The 23,267-nt window shown below is 55.3% G+C and carries 26 protein-coding genes and 1 pseudogene; 26 read left to right on the top strand and 1 reads right to left on the bottom strand.

Going from position 1 to position 23,267, the window contains the following annotated elements; translation table 11 throughout:
* Positions 1–363: 363 nt before the first annotated feature.
* The gene (locus tag MWC30_RS03380; RefSeq protein WP_244082742.1) at positions 364–510 is read right to left on the bottom strand and encodes a hypothetical protein; all 147 of its coding nucleotides are present in this window, start codon (positions 508–510) and stop codon (positions 364–366) included.
* Positions 511–548: 38 nt separating this feature from the next.
* On the opposite strand from MWC30_RS03380, the gene MWC30_RS03375 reads away from it, so the two are divergent.
* The 26 genes and pseudogenes from MWC30_RS03375 (at position 549) to MWC30_RS03250 (ending at position 23,184) form a co-directional block, all read left to right on the top strand.
* Positions 549–1,313, top strand: a complete 765-nt coding sequence (locus tag MWC30_RS03375; protein ID WP_244082741.1) for a motility protein A — start codon at positions 549–551, stop codon at positions 1,311–1,313.
* 66 nt (positions 1,314–1,379) lie between these two features.
* Entirely contained in the window at positions 1,380–1,862 is a 483-nt protein-coding gene (gene fliL, locus MWC30_RS03370; RefSeq protein WP_244082740.1) for a flagellar basal body-associated protein FliL, read from the top strand.
* Between the two features lie 18 nt (positions 1,863–1,880).
* Positions 1,881–2,897, top strand: coding sequence for a flagellar motor switch protein FliM (gene fliM, locus MWC30_RS03365; protein WP_244082739.1), 1,017 nt, complete (start codon positions 1,881–1,883; stop codon positions 2,895–2,897).
* 106 nt (positions 2,898–3,003) lie between these two features.
* Positions 3,004–3,261 (top strand): annotated as a pseudogene (fliN, locus tag MWC30_RS03360) (flagellar motor switch protein FliN); the annotation flags it as partial.
* A gap of 54 nt (positions 3,262–3,315) precedes the next feature.
* On the top strand, positions 3,316–3,600 hold the full coding sequence (locus tag MWC30_RS03355) for a flagellar biosynthetic protein FliO (RefSeq protein ID WP_244082738.1): 285 nt from the start codon (positions 3,316–3,318) through the stop codon (positions 3,598–3,600).
* 46 nt (positions 3,601–3,646) lie between these two features.
* A complete protein-coding gene (gene fliP, locus MWC30_RS03350) occupies positions 3,647–4,399 on the top strand; it encodes a flagellar type III secretion system pore protein FliP (protein ID WP_244082737.1) in 753 nt (250 codons plus the stop codon).
* Between the two features lie 14 nt (positions 4,400–4,413).
* Entirely contained in the window at positions 4,414–4,683 is a 270-nt protein-coding gene (gene fliQ, locus MWC30_RS03345) for a flagellar biosynthesis protein FliQ (RefSeq protein ID WP_244082736.1), read from the top strand.
* A 27-nt stretch (positions 4,684–4,710) separates the two neighbouring features.
* A complete protein-coding gene (fliR, locus tag MWC30_RS03340) occupies positions 4,711–5,481 on the top strand; it encodes a flagellar biosynthetic protein FliR (RefSeq protein WP_244082735.1) in 771 nt (256 codons plus the stop codon).
* Between the two features lie 303 nt (positions 5,482–5,784).
* Positions 5,785–6,849 carry a flagellar biosynthesis protein FlhB gene (gene flhB, locus MWC30_RS03335; protein ID WP_244082734.1) on the top strand — a complete coding sequence of 355 codons (1,065 nt, stop codon included), beginning with the start codon at positions 5,785–5,787 and terminating at the stop codon, positions 6,847–6,849.
* A gap of 7 nt (positions 6,850–6,856) precedes the next feature.
* Positions 6,857–8,965: a flagellar biosynthesis protein FlhA gene (flhA, locus tag MWC30_RS03330; protein ID WP_244082733.1), complete on the top strand. Its 2,109-nt coding sequence runs from the start codon at positions 6,857–6,859 to the stop codon at positions 8,963–8,965.
* Positions 8,955–10,058 carry a hypothetical protein gene (locus MWC30_RS03325; protein ID WP_244082732.1) on the top strand — a complete coding sequence of 368 codons (1,104 nt, stop codon included), beginning with the start codon at positions 8,955–8,957 and terminating at the stop codon, positions 10,056–10,058. Before flhA ends, MWC30_RS03325 begins: the two co-directional genes overlap by 11 nt.
* A 1-nt stretch (position 10,059) precedes the next feature.
* Positions 10,060–10,947, top strand: coding sequence for a MinD/ParA family protein (locus MWC30_RS03320; RefSeq protein ID WP_244082731.1), 888 nt, complete (start codon positions 10,060–10,062; stop codon positions 10,945–10,947).
* 22 nt (positions 10,948–10,969) lie between these two features.
* Positions 10,970–11,827: a FliA/WhiG family RNA polymerase sigma factor gene (locus tag MWC30_RS03315; protein WP_244082730.1), complete on the top strand. Its 858-nt coding sequence runs from the start codon at positions 10,970–10,972 to the stop codon at positions 11,825–11,827.
* A gap of 15 nt (positions 11,828–11,842) precedes the next feature.
* Entirely contained in the window at positions 11,843–12,679 is an 837-nt protein-coding gene (locus MWC30_RS03310) for a hypothetical protein (RefSeq protein WP_244082729.1), read from the top strand.
* Between the two features lie 19 nt (positions 12,680–12,698).
* Positions 12,699–13,187 (top strand): hypothetical protein, encoded by a 489-nt coding sequence (locus MWC30_RS03305; RefSeq protein WP_244082728.1) that lies wholly within the window; start codon positions 12,699–12,701, stop codon positions 13,185–13,187.
* 502 nt (positions 13,188–13,689) lie between these two features.
* Positions 13,690–14,397, top strand: coding sequence for a flagellar hook-basal body protein (locus MWC30_RS03300; protein ID WP_244082727.1), 708 nt, complete (start codon positions 13,690–13,692; stop codon positions 14,395–14,397).
* 15 nt (positions 14,398–14,412) lie between these two features.
* Complete coding sequence (gene flgG, locus MWC30_RS03295; protein ID WP_244082726.1) at positions 14,413–15,195, top strand: flagellar basal-body rod protein FlgG; 783 nt, start codon at positions 14,413–14,415, stop codon at positions 15,193–15,195.
* 23 nt (positions 15,196–15,218) lie between these two features.
* Complete coding sequence (flgA, locus tag MWC30_RS03290) at positions 15,219–16,244, top strand: flagellar basal body P-ring formation chaperone FlgA (RefSeq protein WP_244082725.1); 1,026 nt, start codon at positions 15,219–15,221, stop codon at positions 16,242–16,244.
* Between the two features lie 59 nt (positions 16,245–16,303).
* Entirely contained in the window at positions 16,304–17,140 is an 837-nt protein-coding gene (locus MWC30_RS03285) for a flagellar basal body L-ring protein FlgH (protein WP_244082724.1), read from the top strand.
* Positions 17,141–17,144: 4 nt separating this feature from the next.
* A complete protein-coding gene (locus tag MWC30_RS03280) occupies positions 17,145–18,269 on the top strand; it encodes a flagellar basal body P-ring protein FlgI (RefSeq protein ID WP_368860787.1) in 1,125 nt (374 codons plus the stop codon).
* Between the two features lie 15 nt (positions 18,270–18,284).
* Positions 18,285–19,112 (top strand): flagellar motor protein MotB, encoded by an 828-nt coding sequence (locus MWC30_RS03275; RefSeq protein WP_244082722.1) that lies wholly within the window; start codon positions 18,285–18,287, stop codon positions 19,110–19,112.
* Positions 19,109–19,915, top strand: a complete 807-nt coding sequence (locus tag MWC30_RS03270) for a flagellar motor protein MotB (protein ID WP_256461210.1) — start codon at positions 19,109–19,111, stop codon at positions 19,913–19,915. Before MWC30_RS03275 ends, MWC30_RS03270 begins: the two co-directional genes overlap by 4 nt.
* Positions 19,916–19,944: 29 nt before the next feature.
* Positions 19,945–20,238 carry a rod-binding protein gene (locus tag MWC30_RS03265; RefSeq protein ID WP_244082721.1) on the top strand — a complete coding sequence of 98 codons (294 nt, stop codon included), beginning with the start codon at positions 19,945–19,947 and terminating at the stop codon, positions 20,236–20,238.
* Between the two features lie 15 nt (positions 20,239–20,253).
* Positions 20,254–20,697 carry a flagellar export chaperone FlgN gene (flgN, locus tag MWC30_RS03260; RefSeq protein WP_244082720.1) on the top strand — a complete coding sequence of 148 codons (444 nt, stop codon included), beginning with the start codon at positions 20,254–20,256 and terminating at the stop codon, positions 20,695–20,697.
* A 2-nt stretch (positions 20,698–20,699) separates the two neighbouring features.
* Positions 20,700–22,139, top strand: coding sequence for a flagellar hook-associated protein FlgK (gene flgK / locus MWC30_RS03255; RefSeq protein ID WP_244082719.1), 1,440 nt, complete (start codon positions 20,700–20,702; stop codon positions 22,137–22,139).
* Between the two features lie 130 nt (positions 22,140–22,269).
* Positions 22,270–23,184 (top strand): flagellin, encoded by a 915-nt coding sequence (locus MWC30_RS03250; protein ID WP_244082718.1) that lies wholly within the window; start codon positions 22,270–22,272, stop codon positions 23,182–23,184.
* The last annotated feature ends 83 nt before the right edge of the window (positions 23,185–23,267 follow it).

Below are 23,267 nucleotides of genomic sequence, written 5' to 3'. Positions count from 1 at the left end.
TCATCGCAACCTTTCCCCCATGTCGGAGCAGGACGTGCACCCGATGCCCCCTTCTCAGGATCCTCGCTGAAGGGGAATGACCTTCGCATCTCTCCGAGCTTCGTCACCCCCTCTTGTCTTCGTTTTTCCCATCCTGTTCCTTCAAACTAAGCACAATAGAGGATAATTCAATCGCAAAGGGAATACCGATACTCTTGATCTTGTGGGTGACCGCTACCTGGGGAGCTAAACTTTCCCTTCCCTCGAGAGATCCGGCACGATCCCTGGTCCTTGTGAGTCAATCAGTTGACGTTCTACGACGTTGTTTGACGAGCCATGGAGGACCTTTTGAGGTTCAAACCGTTACTGACGGATGGCAACAGCTCATTGGCCCTTCAACGGGGACTTCAAAACCTCACGCGCCAGGTCACTTTCGCTGCGATATGCCAGCACCATGGCATATTCGTTGCTCCAGATGTCTGCGGCGCCTTTCGACATCATGGGATCTCGCAGCCGTTTTTGGAACGACATCCTGCTCGTCCATTAAACTCTAAGGTTTCCGATACTCGATGGATTTCGCAACTCTGATCGGCATTGTCGTCGCGTTTGCGTTGGTCTTGATCTCCATATCCCTGGGGAGCGGGCTGGATTTGTTCATCGATTATCCCTCCATGCTGATCGTTTTTGGTGGAACTTTTGGCGCGACGATGGTCCATCATCCCCTGAGGGAGGTGTTTGCGGTTTTCAAAGTCATGAGGCATGTCTTTTTCACGCGCTTATCCAACAGCAGCGAAATCATTCCCATGTTCGTGGCCCTCGCTCATAAATCCAGGAAGGAAGGGATTCTGGCCCTGGAATCCGAGCTCGAAACCATGGATGACCCCTTCCTTGTGAAGGGACTGCAGCTGGCCATAGACGGAATGGAACCCGAATCCATTCGCCAAATTCTTGAGACCGAAGTGGAATGCCTGGAAGAACGGCACCGGAGCGGGGGCGAGATCCTGAACACCATGGGCACGCTCTTTCCGTCCATGGGGATGATCGGGACGCTCATCGGCCTGGTGCAGATGCTGAAGAGCATGGCCGATCCCTCCACCATCGGGCCCGCCATGGCTGTTGCGCTCCTGACGACGTTTTATGGAGCCGTGGGAGCCAACCTGGTATGCCTTCCCATGGCCGGCAAGCTGCGCAAACGCAGCAAAGAGGAAGTGGCCGTCAAGGATATGCTGATCTGCGGCATTCTGTCCATTGCAGGCGGGGACAATCCTCGAATTCTGGAGCAAAAACTCCTTGTTTTTGTTCCTCCCGCACTGCGCCAAAGCATTTACCGATGAAGGGAATGATGATCCACGAGGTGACAACCAAGAGAGGGTGAATCAAGAGGGAAGGAGCTGTAAATCATGGCTGATGCTGGGAATGAGGGCGACAAGCCTGAAGAGGGTGAGGGAAGCAAATCTTCCAAGATGAAATTGCTCATCATTGCAGTGGTTGTGCTGGCTGTGCTGGGGGGAGGCGGTTATTTCGGCTGGACGAAGTTCATGGGGAAAAACGAGGAAGCCCATGCAACCCCTAAGGAGACTCCTCCCGTGATCCACTCCATGGAATCGTTTCTTGTCAATCTCGCAGACCCGGGGGGCAAAAGGTACTTGAAGGTGAACATGCAGCTCCTGCTGGATAACGGCGCTGCCGAAGAGGAAATCAAGGCCCGCAACTATGCCTTTCGCGATGTCCTGCTGGCCCTCCTTTCGGGCAAGGCCTACGATGATATCTCCACGCCCAACGGCAAGGATGTGCTCAAACGGGAGGTGATGCTGCGAATGAACCGCCTCCTCACCAAGGGGCAGGTGAAGGAAATTTATTTTACGGAATTCCTGGTTCAGTAAAGACTCGAGTGACACTCAATGGAAAAAATTCTTTCCCAGGACGAGGTCGATGCCCTCCTCAGAGGGATATCCGACGGCGCCATCGAATCCGAACCGGAAGTGGTGGAAGAGGTGGGGAACGTCCGGGTATACGATCTCACCAGCCAGGATCGCATCATCCGTGGGCGGATGCCCACCCTCGAGATCATCAACGACCGCTTCGCGAGAGTCCATCGCGTGAGCTTATCGGGGTCTCTGAGGAAGATCGTGGACATTACGGTCACTCAGACAGATATGGTGAAATTTGGAGACTTTCTCCGAACCCTGCCGGTGCCCACCAGCCTGCATATCCTCAAAATGGACCCCTTGCGGGGGCATATCCTGCTGGTGATCGAGAGTCGGCTCATCTACAGCCTGGTGGACTGCTATTTCGGAGGAACGGGCAAAAGCGGGTTCAAGGTGGAAGGGCGGGATTTCACCAGCATCGAGCAAAGGGTCATCACGAAAGTGGTCACGACGATGCTCAAAGACCTGGACAGCGCCTGGAGGCCCGTCGCTCCCGTAAACTTTCAGCTCATTCGGTCGGAAGTGAACCCTCAGTTTGCAACGATTGTCGCCCTGACGGATCTTGTCATCGTGATTCATTTTGAGCTGGAGCTGGATCGTTCTATTGGAAAAATCATTCTCTGCCTTCCCTATTCCACTATCGAGCCCATTCGGTCCCGGCTGAACGCAAGCTACCAGAGCGATCAGCTGGAAGTTGATCAGGACTGGATCGAGCGGCTCAAAAGGCGGATGCTGGACGTGGAGGTCGAGCTTCTGGCGGAGTTGGGGACCGCGACCATCAAAGGCCGTGATCTGCTGCAGCTGGAAGTGGGCGATGTCCTGCTGTTGGATCAGGAAGTGCAGCATCCCCTCACGGTGAGTATCGAAGGCATCCCCAAGTTCAAGGGAATGCCGGGCGTATCCAAGGGAAACCAGGCCTTTCAGGTGACGGAGGTCATCAATCCTGCCGGCTCTGAAGGAAACTCAAAAAGGATAGTGAACCATGGCTGATGGTGAGAACCTGCAGGCTGATCAAATGAGCCAGGAGCTGCCCTCCGAGGGGGGGCGCGCGGAATTCCCCACGCTTGACGCGACACAGCAGAAGAAGGACTTCATGCGCGACCTGGATTTTATCCTGGATATTCCCCTGCATCTTTCGGCGGAGCTGGGGCGCACGAGCATGATCATCAATGATCTTCTACAGTTGGGACAGGGCTCCGTCATCGAGCTCACCAAGCTGGCTGGAGAGCCTCTTGAAATCCTGGTCAACGGCAAGCTGATCGCGCGGGGAGAGCCCGTCGTGGTCAATGAGAAATTCGGCGTCCGTATCACGGACATCATCAGCCCCCTGGAGCGAGTCAAGCAACTTGCCTGATGGGAAGCTATCGCCGGGGGAGACGAGAGAAATCGCGAAGGAAGGGTGCCGCTGATGGATTTTGGAATGCAGTTGCTCCGCATGCTGGGTGCCCTTGCCCTCGTGTTGGGGCTTCTCGTCATGGGGCTCTATGCCGTGAAGCGTTTGGGCCTCTGGATCAAAAAGCCCGATGAGAACCAGTGGATTCAAGTCCTGGGTCGCCACTACCTGGATCCGAAGCACTGCCTTCTGGTGGTGCAGGCGAAAGGGCAGATTTTCCTGCTGGGAGTCTCACCGCAGGGCCTGCAGCTCCTGTCGCCCCTGGAATCCTCCGATCATGTCCCTCCCAAACAACCATGAGGGCGAAAGGAGTTCATCCTCGCCGTGGATGACAATGGATAGGAAAATGAAACGCATCGTTCAGTTTTTGGCCGTCCTTTGCTTTTTGGGGTTGCTGGTGGGGTGGGTGGAAGCGGCGGAAGTCACTCTTCCCGGCCTCCGGTTCGACTTGGACAATCCTCAGGCTCCCCAACAGATGTCCGGGATCCTGCAAATCGTCTTCTTGATGACGGTCCTTTCCATTGCCCCCGCAATCCTTATCATGACGACTTCCTTCACGCGATTGGCAGTGGTGCTGAGCTTCCTGCGGCAGGCCATCGGTACCCAGCAGTCTCCCCCCAACCAGATCATCATCGGTCTGGCGCTGTTTCTCACCTTCTTCATCATGCAGCCCGTATGGCAAAAGATCCACAAGGAGGCTTTCGTTCCTTACACCAGGCATGAAATCTCCGGGGAAGAATTTGCCAGGCGGGGGATCGCTCCCCTCAAGGACTTCATGCTGAAGCAGACAAGCAAAAAGGACCTGGCTCTTTTTGTTTCCTTCGCCCAGAGTGAAAAGCCTGAAAATGCCGCATCCCTGCCCCTCACGACGGTGATCCCCGCCTTCGTCATCAGTGAGCTCAAGACGGCTTTTCAAATCGGCTTTCTCCTTTATATTCCCTTCATCATCATGGACATGGTGGTGTCGAGTATTCTCCTCTCCATGGGAATGATGATGCTCCCTCCCGTCATGATCTCTCTGCCGTTCAAGCTCATGCTTTTCGTCCTGGTGGATGGATGGAACATGTTGGTGGGCTCTCTCGTGAAAAGCTTCGTGTGAGGAAGGAACATATCATGAGCTCGGACTTCGTAATGGGGATAGCTCGTGAAGCGCTGGAGACCATGCTCCTCACCAGTATGCCTGTCCTGCTGGTGAGCCTTGTTGTCGGGGTAGGGATCAGTATCCTCCAGGCGGTGACTCAAATTCAGGAACAGACCATCAGCTTTGTCCCCAAAATTGCGGTGACTTTCATCGCACTGCTTTTCCTGGGGCCCTGGATGTTGAACACAATGAGCCGCTTTCTGAGGGAGATTTTGGAGAACTTTCCTTATTGGATTCGGTGAGGAATGGAAGGAAGGTGATAAGGCAGGATGACCGCTTTTCATGTCAGTTCCCATGAGGTCGGGATCTTCCTTTCCATCCTCTTGAGGATCAGCCTGGTCTTGTTCATGGTACCCGTTTTCAGTGGGGCACAGGTTTCGAGCGCCATGAAGGCGGGAATCTCCCTTGCCCTGGCTGTCTTTTTCTTTCCACACCTCCGTTCGGTCGTTGCTCCTTTGCCCCTGGATTTGGCCCCTTTGACGTTAGCGGTGCTGGGAGAAATCCTCCTCGGCATGGTGCTGTCTTTGTCCATGCTCATGATCCTGGGAGCATTTCAAAGCGCAGGCGAGCTCATCAGCGTCGGAATGGGGCTGGGTTTCGCCCAGGTGGTCGATCCCCAGGGAGGTTCTCAGGTCATGCTCATCAGCCGCTGGTTCCATCTTCTCGCTGTCCTGATTCTTTTCAGCATCGATGGGCATCACATGATCCTCAAGGCCATGGTGCAGAGCTTTCGCTCCGTACCCATCGGCGGATTCGTTCTGAACGAGCTCGGCTTCTCCCGCATGATCGCCCTGGGAGGGTACCTGTTCGTCGTCGCCCTCAAGATTGCGGCTCCGGTTTTGATTGTCCTCATGCTGATGAACGTGGGACTCGGATTGATTGCCAGGTTTTCCCCTCAAATCAATGTCCTCATGACCAGCTTTCCACTGAGCATACTGATCGGCCTCGTTTTCATGGGTTTTTCCATCTCCGTGTGGTGTCCTGCTCTGGAGCAGTTTTGGGCTCACATCCTGGAATACCTGCAGACACTCACCCGGTAATGGACTTCCGGTACGTTCCGTCCTCTTCAGCCGTTGCTTCCTCCTGCCCACGGCCGTGACTCCAATGCCGACGCCGAGCAAGGGCGATCTCAAAGTGTCATCCGCACATGCTTCAGGCGTACATCCAGCGTGAATTTTCCCAGGAAAGCCCAGCCTGCCCAATAATGGCATAGAAGAACAATCGTTCACGGAGCATTCGGTGGGGAGTGGCGCGATTCTGGCAAACCAACGCCGGTTGAGAACCGGGGTAGACAAAAAAATGACTCGATCGGTGTTTTTGACGAATATTGAGGAGTACGAGCCGTGGCGGGCGCTCAGGACAAGACCGAGAAACCAACCGAAAAGAAGCTGAGGGATGCGCGGGAGCGGGGGCAGATTGCCAGGAGCAGAGAACTGACGGGGGTATCCGTACTGCTGGTGGGAGGATCGGTCCTGTACCTCAGCCACGGCCTCATGCTGGAGCATTTTCGACTGCTGCTGACGGAGGTCTGGGTCTCGGGATTCCGTTTGGCCCACTCGTCCTCCACACCGGGGACGATGCTGCTCTCGGCGCTCTTTCATTTTTTTGTCATGGTCTCTCCGACGCTCCTCTCCATTCTGATCATCGGGCTTGGCATCAACCTGGTGCAGACGAAGGGGCTGCTCATTTCATGGGAAGCGATCCAGTTCAAATTCTCCAGGCTGAACCCCCTCGAGGGCTTCAAGCAGTTGTTCTCGCTCCGCTCCCTGGTGGAAGTCGTGAAGTCTATCCTGAAAGTCGTGATTGTCGGATGGGTGGTGTACGGGATCTTCAGGGAGGAGCATCATCTCTTTTTGCCGATGGTGGACCAGGAGCTTTCCGAAGTGCTGAAAGTGCTCGGGCACCTGAGCCTCAAGATGCTCCTCCGGGTGTCTCTCATCATGTTCGCACTGAGTATAGCGGATTATTACTACCAGGCCTGGCAGCATCGAAAAGACCTGATGATGAGCAAACAGGAAATCAAGGAGGAATACAAACAGTCGGACGGCAATCCGGAAATCAAATCCAGGATACGATCCATTCAGCGGGCCCTGGCCCGGCAGCGCATGATGGCCAAGGTTCCCAAGGCGACGGCAATCGTCGTCAATCCAACGCATTACGCGGTAGCCCTTCAGTACGCTCCCAAAATGGAAGCTCCCAGGGTGGTTGCCAAAGGCGTCGATCTTGTAGCCCAAAGGATCATCAGGCTGGGGCGGAGGCATGGCGTCCCCGTCATTCAGAATCCCCCCTTGGCACGTGCTTTGTATAAAGAGGTCAAGCTCGAGGGGAAGATTCCAATTTCCCTGTATCGAGCGGTGGCCAAGGTATTGGCCTACGTCTATCAACAAAAACAGCCACGGGTGAAGTAGAAAGACAATGGAAGCATCCAGTTCCGCCATGCAGATGGTTTCTGAACGGCTGAAAGGCCTCTCCGACAGCGATGCCATGATGGGCCTGGGGGTTGTGGTCATCCTCTCCGTCATGCTCCTGCCCATGCCGAGCAGTCTGCTGGACGTGTTATTGGCGGTCAACATCGCCATATCCCTCGTGATCATGCTGACAGCTGTTTATTCCTTGAAGCCGCTCGACTTTGCAACGTTTCCCTCGGTTCTCCTCATCACCACCCTGTTTCGCCTCTCCTTGAACGTGGCCAGTACACGCCTGATTCTCCTTCACGGCCACGAAGGTCCGGGGGCTGCCGGCCACATGATCAATGCCTTCGGACTTTTTGTCGTGGGCGGGAATTACGCTGTGGGCTTCATCATGTTCGTGATCCTCGTCATCATAAATTTCATGGTTATCACGAAGGGTACGGAGCGCATTTCGGAGGTGGCGGCGAGGTTCACTCTGGACGCTCTGCCCGGCAAGCAGATGAGCATCGATGCAGACCTCAATTCAGGCGCTATCAGCGAGGTCGAAGCCCGGCGCAGGAGAGACGGCGTGCGACGGGAAGCCGATTTTTACGGCACCATGGATGGCGCCAGCAAATTCGTGCGCGGCGATGCCATTGCGGGGATCCTGGTGACCTTCATCAACGTGGCGGGAGGACTCGCTCTCGGCGTGCTCCAGGGCAACATGGCCCTCGTAGACGCCCTCAAGAATTACACCCTGCTCTCCGTTGGGGACGGACTGCTCTCCCAGATTCCGGCCCTCATCATTTCTTCGTCGGCGGGCATTCTGGTCAGCAGGGCTGAATCCAACGTGGGATTGGGAAAGGCCTTCGGCGATCAATTTCGGATGCAGCCGAAGCCACTCATTATCGCCGGCGGCATGCTCTACATTCTGGCTCTGCTTCCTGGATTTCCGGCAATTCCCCTCCTCCTGGTCGGCACCGGCCTATTGTATCTTGGACTCAGCCTGCTGAAGAAACAGGCCAGGACGGAGGCCCCCGCCGCTCAGACGGGGGATGTCCCCGAACCTGTCGGGGCCGCTTCTGAATTCAGCGAGCTTCCCCCTCCCCTGGATGTCCTCGAACTGGAAGTGGGGTATGGCTTGATCCCGCTGGTGGACGAGTCTCAAAAGGGAGACCTGCTGCCCCGCATCCGTGCCATTCGGCAGCAGCTGGCCCTGGAATACGGCATCATCGTCCCGGCCCTGCATGTGCGCGACAACCTGCAATTGAAGCCTGCCGAATACAGGCTTCTCCTCAAGGGAAACGTTATCGGTCGGGGAGAGCTCGTTCTGGGACACTACCTCGCACTCAGTTCCGGGGATAATTTCCAGGACATCAAAGGTATTCCCACGAAGGACCCGACCTTCGGTCTGCCGGCCGTCTGGATATCCGAGAAGGAATACGAAACGGCGGTGAATAAGGGATACACGGTCATCGACCTTGCCACCATTGCGGCAACCCATTTGACGGAAATGTTCAAGAGGCATGCCGATGAGCTGCTGAGCCGTCAGACGACCCAAAAACTGCTGGATAACCTGGCCGAATCCCAGCCGAAGCTGATGGAGGAGCTGGTTCCCCAGGTCCTTTCCGTGGGAGGCATTCAAAAGGTCCTGCAGAACCTCATTCGCGAACGGGTTTCCATTCGGGATGTTCAGACCATTTGCGAAACACTGGCCGATCACGCCAATATCATCAAGGATCCCGAAATTCTGACGGAGTATGTGCGGCAAGCCCTGGCGCGCACCATCACCAAGCCCTACGAGACGGACGATGGGAAGCTGAAGGTCCTGACACTGCAGCAGGAACTGGAAGACCGTGTCGGCAGGAGCCTTCAAAAAACCGATCAGGGAGCTTTCCTGGCCCTGGAGCCCGATTTCCTGAAATATCTCATTCAGTCGGTCCAGGTGGAGGTGAAAAAGGTTCTCACCATGGGATTCCATCCCGTCATCCTTTGCTCTCCCATGGTCCGTCGACATTTGAAGAAGCTGCTGGAGCGTTTTCTCTCGGATGTGGTCGTTCTCAGCCACAACGAATTGAGCGGGCACTTGGAAATCCAATCCATAGGGATGATCAGGCTGACGCATGCAAATTAGAACCTTCAAAGCAGCCACGGTCAACGAAGCTCTGGCTCAGGTCCGCAGGGAGCTGGGGGCGGATGCGCTCATCCTTGGAAACAAGAAGGTGACCCTTTCTCCCACAGAGACCCTTGTGGAAGTGACGGCCGCCATCGAGTCCCAGAACGAAGACACCACCCTTTCGACTGCAGCTCCGGTTCCGGGACTGGATCTTCAGGCAAGAAACGATATCCAGGAAATCAAAAGCTTCCTGTCCATGCTCATTTCCTCCAAGGACTATTTTTCCAAGCTGCAGATGCATCAACCTCTCGCGGAAGTCTACCACAGCCTCATCCTCCGCGGTTTGGATGAAAAGCATTGTTACGTGCTTTTGAAACGTGTTCTCAACGATATGAACGGGGAAGTCCTGGACAAGCCGAAGGTCATGGAGGAATTCTGCAGACGGCTTCTGGAGAAGATCAATTTCTCCCGCCCCTTCGATGCGGTCGCATCCATGCGGGATTTCCCCCTGACCTTCACTTTTGTGGGGCCCACCGGAGTGGGCAAAACCACGAGTCTGGCAAAACTCGCCGCCTACCTCAAAATCAAGCGGAAGCTGGAAGTGGGGATCATTTCCGTGGATACGTATCGCATCGGAGCGGTCAACCAGCTCAGCACCTATGCCGAGATTCTCGATGTTCCCTTCACCGTGGTGCAAAGCCACAGTGAACTGCGAAAAGCCAGAAATCAGTTCGATGGGCACGATGTACTGCTGATCGACACCAGCGGCAAGAATTTCATCAACCGGGAGCATATTAAAGATCTCCAGGCGGTCTTTGAGGGGATGGACGAGATCCATCATTTTCTCGTACTCAGCGCCACCGTAAAGGATGGAGATCTGAAGCAGACGATCCTTCATTTCGACCCGATGAATATTCACAGCCTGATATTCACCAAGATCGACGAAACCCTCAGCATTGGGTCCATGGTCAATCAACTTCTTCGCTTCCCCCATCCCATCTCCTATCTGGGGACAGGGCAACAGGTCCCCGAAGACATTGAGGTGGCCACTCCCAAGCGGCTGCTCACGTTTCTCTTCCCTGCGAGAAAAGGCCAGAATGGAAAGGAATAGCATGGATCAGGCATTGGGACTGCGCCGCAAGCAAGATCAACAGGATCATTGGGAGAGCTCTTCCACCCGGCCGCTGTCGACTCGAAATCATTCCATACGGGTGATGACGGTCAGCAGCGGAAAGGGAGGGGTTGGGAAAAGCAATATCGTCGTCAACCTGGCACTTGCGTTCGATCGGATGGGGAAAAAGGTGCTCATCCTGGATGCCGATCTCGGTCTGGCCAATATCGACCTCCTGCTTGGCTTAACGCCAAAATTCAATGTCAGCCATGTCCTGTCCGGTGCTAAAAAATTCAGAGAGGTCCTGGTGCAGGGGCCGGGCAATATTCGTATCATGCCCGCTTCTTCAGGTGTGCAGCAACTGACGCAGTTGACCGATGAGCAGAAGCTGCTCTTCCTCCAAATGCTGGAGGACGTCGAAGCAGAAATCGACGTTCTCCTCATCGATACGGCGGCGGGTATTTCCGATACGGTTCTCTACTTCAACCTGGCGGCTCAGGAGCGCATCATCGTGGTGACCCCCGAGCCGACCTCCCTCACCGATGCCTATGCCCTCATCAAAGTGCTCTTTGTCCGGCACGGAGAGCGTTATTTCAAGGTGCTCGCCAACGGCGTGGAAAGCGAACGGGCGGGTAAGGTGATCTTCGGGAATATCAGCAAAGTGGCGGAGCATTTCCTGGATGGCCTTTCTCTCGATTATCTCGGGAGCGTTCCCTACGATCCGAATATTCCCAAAGCGGTATTGCATCAGAGTCCTCTCCTGGGTCTTTTTCCCGACTCTCCAGCTTCCATGGCCATATCGCATGTCGCCGGGAGAATCGAGAAGACTTGCCCTCATGTCAATCACGGATCGATTCAGTTTTTTTGGAAAAGGTTATTGAACATATAACCCCAAGATGAAGAAAAATATCATGTTGCCCAAAGAGCTCACTCAAAAGAATTCCTATCCGATGCAGCGCCCCTGCCGACGGCCGAGTGAAAGTGGTTACCGCCTCCCGTGCAGCGCTGCGCCCGATGAACCCATGGACCGTGATGAGGCCATAGTCAAGCATTCCGGGGTCGTAAAATACATGGCGCTGCGGTTGGCCGCCAGGCTTCCGGCGCATGTGGCAGCCGATGATTTGATCAACGCGGGGATGATTGGACTGATCGATGCCTTCGAAAAATTCGATGCGTCCCAGGGGATTTCTTTCTCGTCCTATGCCAAGATCCGCATCCGGGGAGCCATGCTGGATGAGATTCGGGCGATGGATTGGGTGCCGCGGTCTCTACGGCAAAAAAGCAATGAATTGTCCAAAACCTGCCAGATGTTGGAGCAAAGGCTGGGACGCTCTCCCGTGGATGAAGAAATTGCGTCGGAACTGCAGATCACGTGTGAGCAGCTTTACAAGCTCCTCGATGAAATCAAGGGCATTTCCCTGGCCCCCGAAGACATTTTCGATGCCGTGGGGGAGGGGAAGGTCAACAGTTCCCTGGCTTCCGAATCCGATGAGGTTTTTCAGAAGACCTACCGGGCGGAGCTCAAAAAGCACCTGGCGGACGCCATCGGGAGTCTTTCCAAAAAAGAGCAGCAGCTTCTCGCGCTCTATTATTACGAGGAGCTCACGATGAAGGAAATTGGAGCGGTCATGGATTATACGGAATCGCGGATATCCCAGATTCACACCAAAGCGATTTTGAAGCTGCGGGGGCGTTTGTCCAGGAGGTTGAAGCGCGAGGACCTTCCTGATCGACTGCAGAGCCTGTGGGCCGAACCGAGTTATTCTTGAAAGAAAGTCGATTGAATGGACTCGGGCCAGGTGCGGGAAAACCTTGACGGTACCGGACAGGGTGACGGCTTTTTCGAGACCGTGAAATTGCAGTTTGCTCAGACGGACGATGGCGACGGGGATGATTCCACCGCCTGGGAACCCTCCAGACTCGATGGCTTTCCTCAAGATCCCCTCGGCGAGTCCGGCCAGGATGCTCCGCAAAGCCTCTTCTCCCTCGATTTAGATGACCCACAGGAAGGGGAACTGGAAGAGGATGATCCGGCCAGTGTCGAGCTCGACCCCAATTTTACCTGGGATCCTTCGGAATCTTCCCCAGCAGACAAGGGTGTGGAAACCGATGCCCCTCCTGAGTCCCCGGCAGAAGCTCCTGGTGAAGCCCTTCAACGAAAACCGCCCTTTTATTCTCGTAGACTGTTTCTGTTTGCATGTTTTGCCCTGGCTCTGGTTTTGGGGAGTGCAGGTGTCCTGTATTGGAAGTCGGAGAATACACCGAAGCCCGACCGACAGACGGTTCTCAACACGCGGGGAGTGAGGCATCCCGTCCCCATTCCCCTTCACGAACGGAGTCTGGAATTTCTCTTCCTGTCTGTTTCGCAGGAGGGGAGAGATCTCTTGTCCCTCGGCGTGGATTTGGAACTGGAGGGGAACGAATCCCGGGATTTTTATACGCTCAACGAGTTGTTGTTTCGTGAAACCATCTACGCATTTCTGATGCGTCAAAAGCCTCCTCAGAATACGTATCGATCCTGGCAGAGCATTCTCGAGAAAGACCTGCCGGAGCACCTGGCCAACACGATGCTTCAATGCCGCATCCGAACCTTCACCATCGTCAAGCTCGAGCGATTGTGAGTGAAGGGTGGAGCCGATTATGGAAATGTTCAGCACCTGGTTTGGCGGTGAGATGTCCTGGACGCTCGTCATGCAGATTGTCCTGGATGCGGGCCTCATCATTTTATTATTCCTCATCCTGGGCAGGCGCTCGAAGCCTGTGGATGGATCGCAGGATCTCGTCGACGCCCTGGAGAAGATCGTCGAGGAAACGCGCGTACTGGCGAGGGAATTCGAATCCAATCTCCAGGAGAGAAAAGCCCTCATTCAGAACATCCTTTCCAGGCTGGATGAGCGCCTGAGCGAGGCGGAAAGGGTTTGCAGTCGGTTGGAAGAGGTCCAGCGGGCGGCCCTCGAGGCAAAGAGGGAAATCACCCTGGTGCCGGCTTCCCGCAGCAATGACCAGGAAAAAGTGCTCCAGCTCGCCGGGAAAGGCCTCGACGCAGAATCCATCGCCAACCGCCTTCAAAAACCCATCGGTGAAGTCGAGCTGATTTTGAATCTGAAGAAGCTTTACAAGGGAGAGTGAAGGGGGCGGAGGGACTGCGCGATTCAATGAGTCAAGGAATTGCACTCTCCCCAAGAGGGATGACTTTCGCCGACCCATATCCAGTGGCAGTGCACCCCATCCTGCACTTTTTTCCCAGTGGATGCCTCATTCACTGACAGATTCCCATCCAACTTAGTACCGAAGATTGCAATTACGCAGCCGTTTACCTTCATCCTTTTGTAGGAGCGGCATCCTGCCGCGACAAAGGCTGCGGTTATCCGTTCCTCTCACGGCTGGACGCTGCGCCTACAAAGAACTGGTCGCGTATTTATGATCTTCGGTACTTAGTTTCCTGCTATTCCTCCTGCTCCGGTCATCCCTCTGCCATCCGCTCCGAGCGCAGTCGAAGGAAAATATTTCCCTGAAAGGAGGAGCTCAACCTGCTGAGATCCCTTTGCCACCAGCAGGGATACAAGCCGTCCGGGTTTTTGTCCTCTGGCATCATCGTTGCTTAATGGAAGGCTACGAGGAGGGTGTGCTCATGCGACTGGGACTCAATGCGGTTGTTTTGGGAGCGAGGCAGCAGGAAAAGCGCCTGGAAGTCATTGCAAACAATCTCGCAAACACGGGTACTGCCGGCTACAAGAAAGACAACGTTCACTTCAGGGATTTCATCTACCAGAGCACCTATACCAGGATGGACCAGGGTAATACCCGCAGCACCGGCCAGCCCCTGGACGTTTCCCTTTCGGGGGAAGGATTCCTCCGTGTTCAAACCGATAAGGGTATCCGCTATACCCGTGAAGGAAATTTGACTCTCAACCAGGACAACGTGCTGGTGACCCATGAAGGATGGCCCGTTTTAGGAGAGGGGGGACCGCTGACCCTGACGGGGGCCGACATCCGCATCGAACGGGATGGTCAAATATTTGGCAGAGATGAGTCGGGAGGCTTGGGGAGCGCTGAGTATGTCGCGTTAGGGAAGCTCGACCTGGTGGAGTTTCCTGAACAAACCCTGTTGGAAAAGGCTCAGAAAGGCTGCTTCGTTCCCAGGGATCCCAACGTGCAGCCTCTGCCGGCTCAGAGCGTTGCCGTGCAGCAGGGGGCTCTGGAGGAGGCCAATTTCAATCCGGTGGAAGAAATGGCTCACATGATCGATACCCAGAGAGTTTATGAATCGTATCAAAAAGCACTGCAAATGTTCCAGCAGGAAGATTCTCAGTTGATCAGCAAACTGGGCGGCCAGTAAGAGGAGAAAAGAGACATGATCCGAAGCCTTTGGACAGCAGCGACGGGTATGGGCGCGCAGCAATTGAACATGGACGTGATCGCCCACAATTTGTCCAACGCCAATACGACGGGATACAAGGAGAGCCGGGCCAATTTCGAAGATCTCATGTACCAGAATATCGTTCCGCCGGGTGCCCAAACCTCCACCGACGCCCAACTGCCCGTGGGCATCCAGGTGGGGATGGGCACGAAAACCGTCTCCGTTCAAAAGAACTTCACTCAGGGAAATTTTGTTGAAACGGGGAACAAGCTCGATCTTGCCATCGAGGGGAAGGGGTTTTTCAAAGTCATGCGCGGTACGGATGAAGTCTACACCCGCGCGGGCTCCTTCAAGCTGGACCAGGAAGGATTTGTCTGTGACTCCGAGGGTAACCGGCTGCAGCCGGAGATCAGTATCCCCACGGAAGCCACGAGCATCTCGGTGGATGCCGGAGGAACCCTGACGGCCATGGATCAGGCGGGCAATGTCCTGGCCAGTGAAACACTCAATCTGACGGATTTTCCCAATCCTGCGGGGCTGTCCAGTGTGGGCAAAAATTATTTTGTCCCGACGGAGGCATCGGGGGAGGCGGTGGACGGAGAGCCGGGCAAAGACGGGATCGGCAGTCTCTTGCAGGGATTTCTGGAGAACGCCAATGTCAATGTAGTGGAAGAGATGGTGAACATGATCGTCGGTCAGAGGGCCTATGAAGCCAATTCCAAGGTGATCAAGGCGTCCGACGAAATGCTGCAGATCGCCAACAATGTGAAGGCATAGACCGGTCGGGAAAAGCAGGACCCATGAATCGCGCACTGTTACATCTTGGCTTCGCCCTGCTTCTAGCCCTTTCCTGGATTTCCTGGGGGCCCCTGGGGGGATGGCCGTGGAGCGCTCTGCCGTGCGAAGCGGCGGCTGCTTCGAAGGAATTGAACGGCCTCAATCGAGTGGAAGTCGGGGGCGAAGAGGTAACGCTTCTGGATCTCTTCGAGAAAAGCACCCTTTCGAAGGAGATGAAAGAGCTGCTGGCGCAGAAGATCATCGGGCCCAGTCCCTCGCCGGGGGAAGAAAAATTCGTTCAGGGAAATCGGCTGCGAGAATACCTTCAAACCGTCCTGACTCAGCATGGATGGGATGCATCGGAGCTGGCTGTCCACCTGCCGGACAGGATCACGGTGGTGAGGCGGTCGGTGGGCACATCCAGGGAGGATGTCGAAGGCGCGTTTCGAGAATTCATACTTGCTCACCTCTCCCGGGACGCCGGTGATGTCACCTTCAGCGGTATTCGTGTGGCGGGGAATCCCACACTGCCGGACGGCAAGGTCACTTACAGGGTCAACCCGAGCTCCGACGGCCGCTATCTCGGGGATGTCGCGCTCACGGTCGACTGCTACGTTGACGGAAAAAAGAGTGGAAACATCAAGGTTTCCAGTCGGGTGGAGCTCTACCGGAACGTGGTGCATTCACAGCATCCCCTCAAACGCAATGCGGTTGCGGAATCTTCAGACATCGAGATCAAGCGCATCAATGTGACGGACGGGGCGGAGGGGCTTGCGACTCAACCCGAACAGGTCATCGGTAAACGACTGTTGCGGGATGTGGGATTTCTGGAGCCACTGAAGCTTGGCGATTTCGATGAGCCCCTCATGTTCAAGCGGGGAGATGCGGTGACGATCATTTACCAGGAGCCCGGGCTCAAAGTCACCGCCAGCGGGAAAGCCCTGATGGACGGCAGCAGGGGCAATGTCGTTCGGGTCACCAATCTCAAGTCCAAACGCACCATCGATTGCAAAATCATCGATGCCGAAACCGTTGAAGCGATCCCCTGACCGGTCAATGCCCTCTGCCCGATCACACCGGTGCCGTGGCGGGAGGAGGCTCAGAGGCCTTGGCGGGTTATCCAGTCTTTGAAATGGAGGAATCCATGTCCCCAAAACAGCACCTACCAGGAGGACGATGCCGTGCATCCGCCAGGCTGTATTCCAACGGAGTGCAGCGTATCCTCTCCTGTGCCCTCTTGCTGATGATGATTTGCGGATGTGCGGGTCAGCAGGTCCGAACCGCCGAAGCGCCACCCAATCCCATACCGGCTGATGCCGTGCCGGTTCCCGTACCGGCTCCCGTGCCGGAGCCTCCGGTTCCAGCCCAGGGGTACAGACCCCCCCCGCAGGTCCCCGGCGGTTCCCTGTGGTCGGAGGGCAACACCTCCATGTTTCAAGATATCAAGGCGCGCAGGGTGGGGGATATCCTGACCATTACCGTCAGTGAAGTCTCCAAAGCCAGCAAATCGGCGTCCACCAATACGAACCGCGACAAGTCCATGAGCGGCAGCATGAGCTTCGGGGGAATGACCGCCGGGAATAAAACGGTTTTAGATCCGGTGGAATTCGGTGGGTACGACGGCACCTTCGGGAGCGGGTTCAAGGGGGCCGGCAGCACGTCCAAGGCTGATTCCATGACAGCGTACATGACCGCGACGGTTGTGGATGTCCTGCCCAACGGCAATCTCCTGATCCGCGGCTCCCGATGGACCAAGGTGAACAATGAAATGCAGCAGATGATTCTGGAGGGCGTGGTGCGCCCCAACGATATCACTAGAAACAACGCTGTGTTGTCCCAAAATATTGCGGATGCGAAAATATTTTTCGAGGGAAAAGGTCCCGTCACCCGGCAACAGAAACCCGGTTGGCTGCTCCAGTTTTTTGACCTGGTTTCTCCATTCTGACGAGGTGAGCAGAGTGTCCAGGAACATTCCGATTCTCCTGTTGAGCATGCTTCTATGCGTCCAGCTGCAGTTGCCGGTATCGGAGATCCATGCCGCACGCATCAAGGACATTGCCTCCTTCATGGGGGACCGCCCGAACCAGCTCATAGGGTATGGGTTGATTGTCGGACTGAACGGCACGGGTGACAACAACAAGACGCAATTCACAGTCAACACACTGGCAAACCTACTGGACAACATGGGAATTCATGTGAATCCGGAGCAGGTGAAGGTGAAGAATGTCGCGGCCGTCATGGCCACGGCCAAGCTCCCATCCTTTGTGCGCAAAGGCAGTCGCGTGGATGTGCAGGTCTCGTCCATCGGCGATGCCAAGAGCCTGGAAGGGGGGACCCTTCTCTTGACTCCTCTGGCGGGACCGGATGGAAGGACCTACGCCGTGGCGCAGGGTCCCATTTCCGTAGGGGGATTCTCCATCTCCGGGGGGAGTGGGAGCAGTGTGCAGAAGAACCATCCCACAGTGGGCCTCGTGAGCGGCGGAGCTCTGGTGGAGCAGGAAGTGTCCGTGGCCTACGACCATCTGGAGCAGCTTGATTTGGTATTGGGCAATCCGGACTTTTCCACCGCCCAGAAGGTGGCGCACCGGGTGAACGAGTCCCTGGGGGGAACGGTTGCACAGGCCGTGGATGCCGGGACCGTCAGGATCCAAATTCCCGACGCCTACCAGCAGAATATGGTGGGCCTCATCAGTAAAGTGGAAAGCCTCGAGGTGCAACCGGATACGGCGGCCAAAATTGTCGTCAACGAGCGGACGGGGACCATCGTCATGGGAGAAAATGTCCGCATATCCCCCGTGGCGGTAGCCCATGGAAATCTCACGGTGCAGATCACGGAAACTCCCACTGTTTCCCAGCCTCAGCCTTTCAGCAATGGAAAGACAGTGGTGACGCCTCAAAGCGATATCGAGGTTCAAGAGCAGAAGGGGCATCTCTCTCTCGTCGGAGGGGGAGTTACCCTCGGCCAGGTGGTGAAAGGGTTGAATTCCATCGGAGCCACGCCCCGCGATCTCATCAATATTCTGCAGGCCATCCGAGCGGCGGGGGCCTTGCAGGCAAAGCTCGAGCTCATTTGATTTGGGGTGTTCGGCATGGGCAGGAAAAAACAGGGTGCTGAGGCGCCATCGAATCCCGGCTGGCTCACGACATTTGCGGACCTGACGACCCTGCTCATGACTTTTTTTGTCTTGCTCATCAGCATGGCCACCATCGACACGACACGTCAACGCAAAGTCCTGGATTCCCTGGTGGGATCTTTTGGGCTCTTGTCCGGCGGCCGCTCCGTCCTGGGGGAGGAGAAAGGATCAGACCCACGCGAATGCATTGCTCCCCTCCGGGAGAGCAAGTCCTTCGATGTCGAGTCGCTTCGGCAGATCACTCTTCAGAGCGGAGTGGAAGGCGAGGTGCAGGTCTTCAAAAAAAATGACAAGATCATCGTGCGCATCCATGAAAGGGTTGGCTTCATGCCGGACTCCTTCGACCTGAAGCCGGCCATAAAGAATTACCTCGAACGCCTGGCATCGCACCTGAAAACGAGCCTGAAGGAAATTGAAATTCAGGGTCATACGGATGTGCGTGAAATCCTGAAGGGCGGGGTTACGGATCGTACGGTCCAGTACTCCTGGTATCTCTCCAGCAAAAGAGCTCAGGTGGTCTACGAGTTTCTGAGCCGGCAGGGGATCCCAAGAGAGCAGATGCGGGCCAATGGCTTCAGTCATTACGCCCCGGTGGATGGAGGGGAGCTTCAACTGGACCCCGGCGGTCGCAATCAACGGGTGGATTTGGTCATCGGTCCCAATGAAAGCATCCCCGAGACGCTCCTGGGGATACGTCCACCGGTTGCAAGCGGTTTCAATTACAAGAATTTCTTTTTTCAATTCTTCCCGAATGAAAAGAGGGAATCGAAAGGAGGCCTTTGAGACACCTTCGGCCGGAAGCCGCCCTAAGGGTCAAGAAGCGAGGTTCCTGGATCAAAAGGAAAAGGAGGGAGGAGGGCAGGGAGAGTGGAGGGTTAAGCCAAACCTTATGGATGGTGACTTTTTCGGATTTGTGCACCTTGCTCCTTACCTTCTTTGTTCTTCTCCTGTCCATGTCATCCCTCAATCAAAGGGCTCTCAGAATAGCCTTCAACAATTTCACGACGTCGAGCGGGATCCTGTTCTTCAACCGGCACGAAAGGGTCTACCTGATGGAGGACACGGCAATCAGGGAGTTGTGCGAGGGATTGGAGAGTATCTGTGCCCTGGATATTCGAGACTTGGATGAAGCGAGAATGGATGGGGTTGAGGCGGACAGGCAATACAACCTTTTGGTCTCTTCCGGGAACACCCTCTGGGTGCACAAAAGCAGATTGGCTGAGAGGTTCTCCTTCATATTTGGGGAAAAGCTGCTTTTTGAAAGCGGGAGAGCGACGTTGAATCCGCAGGTTTTTCCCATTCTGAAGATGCTGGGGGATTTCATCGCGACCTCAGGCTACTATGCCACCGTCGAGGGACATACGGACGATATCCCCATTCACAACGAGCTCTTTTCGTCCAATGAAGATCTCTCTTTGGCGCGGGCTCAGGCAGTGATCCAGTTTTTGGTGGAGCAGGGCGCAGCAGACCCCAGGCGCCTGGCCATGGGCGGCTATGGGAGCTCTCATCCCCTTGCGGAAAACAGCACGCCGGCAGGACGAGAAATGAATCGGAGAGTGGAAATCGTCTTTCAACGGTCGAGATGATTTCGGTTTGCCAGTCCAGGGAGGGAAAAATGTTGAAAATCGCCACGGCGGCTCCTCAAGCAGATTCTGCAGCGGAACTTACGGTCCAGAAAAAGCGATTGAAAGAAAGCTGTCAAAATTTTGAAGCCATCATGATGAGCAACCTTCTGAAGGAGATGCGTCAAAATCCTCTGAGCTGCGAATCCACAGACCAGGGACGGGAAATTTACCAGGGCATGATGGATGAATCCGTTGCCGGAACGCTCAGTCTGAAAGGTGACATGGGATTGGGAGAATCGCTCTATCGGCAACTTGTTCCCTTGATGGAATCGAAAGTCAAATAAATGGAGCCCTTCAAAATGGAGTCCTCTGACGGCTTCCAGGACGATGCTTTAGAAACCAAAAAACTTCTGGAGTCATGCGAGGCAACTGCCGATGCCTTGATGAGGGTATTGCAGGAAGAATCCTGCGCTTTGAAGTCATTTCAAAGCGATGCCCTTCTGGGGATTCTTCCGGAGAAAGAGCTCCTCATTCGATCTCTGACGGAAATGATGGAAAAGCTCCAGGGGGTGTGTCAGGGGGGGGATGGCACCAAGACCATGGAAAAGCAGAGCCTCCTCAGGCAGAAGCTGAAAGAGATTCAACGCCTGAACCATGTCAACCGGGGGTTCATTGAGGGGTCCCTGGGATACTGGCAGGAATTTTTGGGGGTCCTGAGTGGGGGGACGATTTACTCACAACATCAGGGCAGCACGGTAGACAGAATGCAGTTCAAGGGGCTCAAGTTGAGCAGGGAGATATAGCCATGGCGAGTCTCAGTGTTATCCTGGAAACCTCGAAAAACACTCTCTTGAATACTCAGGTGTCCCTGCAGACTGCGTCTCACAATATTGCCAACGCCGACAACAAGGCGTACTCCCGTCAAAAAGTAGTGATGCAATCGAACCTGGCTCTGCCTGTTCGGGCAGGGTGGGTGGGCACAGGGGCCAGCGTCTCCAGGATTGTTCAGCAGCGCGATCAATTCATCGAAGGGCGTCTTTTGAGCACTATTTCCGAGAAAGCTCATTGGGAAGACTTCGCTTCCAAGTTGGATTCCATAAGCGTTCAGATGTTGGATGATGGAGAGTCCGGGCTTACGGATTCACTCGGCTCCTTTTGGAGCTCCTGGGATGTCCTGCTGCAGGACCCAACGAGTCTTGCGGCCAAAGAAGGAGTGGTCGAAGCCTCCCAGAGCGTCGCTGAGAGGGTCGGGGACAATTACAGCCATCTGGAAGCCTGGGGCGAAAGCATCGAACAGGAGCTCGACAGAAGTGTCAACGACCATGGGGATGTGAGAAGCGACGTCAACCGGATCCTCGATGCCGTCGCCTCTCTGAACGAAGGGATTCGTCTTTCGGAACGGGTGGGGGCTGCCAGTGCCAACGACCTCAGAGATCAGCGCTATCAGGCAGTGCAGGAACTGGCGGAATACATTCCCGTCCGCTACAGCGAAGAAAAGGATGGCTCATGGACGGTTGCTCTGGATTATAAAGAGTCCGGTACCCAACCGGTGGTGCTCGTGTCTCATAACCGTGCGGGTGAGCTGGCCTATGATCCTGAGGTAGTCGGCGATCCGGACTCTGCCATGAAGATGGAATATCGTTCCTTCGATTATGATCCCCTCGCTTCCACCGGAGTGTCCGTCAGGCTGGACGCAGGGGATGTCGCCGGCGGAAGCCTGAGCGGCCTGACGGCGGCCCGCCGGGTGGTGGAAGAGTCTCTGGGAGAGCTCAATCGCTTTGGGGGGCATTTTGCCCAGGCCGTGAATGGCCACATGGCCATTTTCAAAATCCAGGATCCCGCGAACGCTGCAAAAGATTTTGCACTGGATCCGTCTTTTTCCGTTGCTGCACTGAAGGCGGACACCAAGGTGGACCCCGAGGCCATCTCAAAACTTTCAGCTACCTGTCTTGCCATATCCAAGCTTCAGGATGAAAGCATTTCCGGCCTGGATGGTGCACGGTTTGGAGAATTTCTGAGCAACTCTCAGCACAAGGTGGGGAGTCGACAGAATGAAGCCCAATCCAAGGCGGAGTTTTTCGGAAGCCTCTTCAGCGAACTGGAGACCCAACAACAATCTGTCTCAGGGGTCTCCCTGGATGAAGAGATGGTGGAGGTGCTGAAAAACCAGCAGGTCTATCAAGCGGCGGCGAAAATCATTCAGCAGACGTCCGCTCTTCTCCAGAGGGTGATTGAAATGGTTTAAGGGATGGGCAAAGATCAATGGCCTGGATTGCCAAATCCCAGCCATCCAGGCCGTTGCTCCTCTCGATGAAACATTATTGCGAATGGGTCGGGGGAATGATGCTTTCCTTGAAATGTTAAAGGGGTATGCCATGAGAGTCAGTTTCGCATCCACCTATACCCGAACAACCGCGGGGCTGAATCGATTGAATGTGGATATCGAGCGCCTGTCTTCCAGTGCTTCCTCGGGCAAGAGGCTGCTCAGGCCTGCTGACGATCCCATGGGGTGGGCGAAGGGCATGGACCTGAAGCAGGGGATTCGGGAGCTCGGCAGTTTCTCGAACAATATCGAATTCGCTCTCCATTTTGGACAGGCTACCGAGGACGCCTTGAACCAGCTCTCGGACCTGTTTGTCAGGGCTAAGGAAATTGCTGTCGGGTCCGTCAATGGGAGTGTGAATCCTGAGGATACAGCCTACGTGAAGGAGATGGACCAGATTTTCGATGAGGCTGTCAGCGCTGCCAATGAGAAGTATCAGGGGCGTTATCTATTCGCGGTGGATAGCGGGACAGCCCCCTTCGACGCTCAGGAGGCCAACGCAGGACATGCGGACTACCCGCTTGCCGAGGGAAGTGACCTGGATGGAGCTCTGACGGTCCGCGTCGGAAAATCCGCCGATCAGACCGTCAACGTCAATGGGAGGGAGACCTTCCTCCTGGATGCTGGCGGCGAGGAAAAGAACAGCCTGCAGCACCTGGTGAGTCTCAGGAAGGCCATAGAGGTGCACGATACGAAAGCCATCGAAAAGGAAATGGGGTACATTGACGTTGCCCTGGAGAACTTTTCCAGGCAAACCTCCCGGGTTGGAATACGCATGTCGGGCTTGGAGCGCCGCCAGAGTGCTCTGGACGCATTGGAAATCCAACAGACCACGCTGCTTTCGGACGTGGAGGATGCGGATCTGGTGGAAATCGTCACGCAGCTTCAACAGAAGCAAACCTCGTTTGAGGCTGCGCTGCGCGTAACGGCCATGATGGACGGGATGAACCTGGCACAGTTCTTGTGATAAAGATATCCAAGTTGAATGCTCGGAAGCTTCTTCCAGCCTCTTCAACAGGTGGTTCAAAGCGCACGGGAACCACTCACCGC

The sequence above is a fragment of the Desulforhabdus sp. TSK genome (genome assembly GCF_022836495.1).
Lineage (GTDB): Bacteria > Desulfobacterota > Syntrophobacteria > Syntrophobacterales > Syntrophobacteraceae > Desulforhabdus.
The sequence above is the reverse complement of the archived record's forward strand: the minus strand, read 5'-3'. Positions and strand labels throughout refer to the sequence as shown.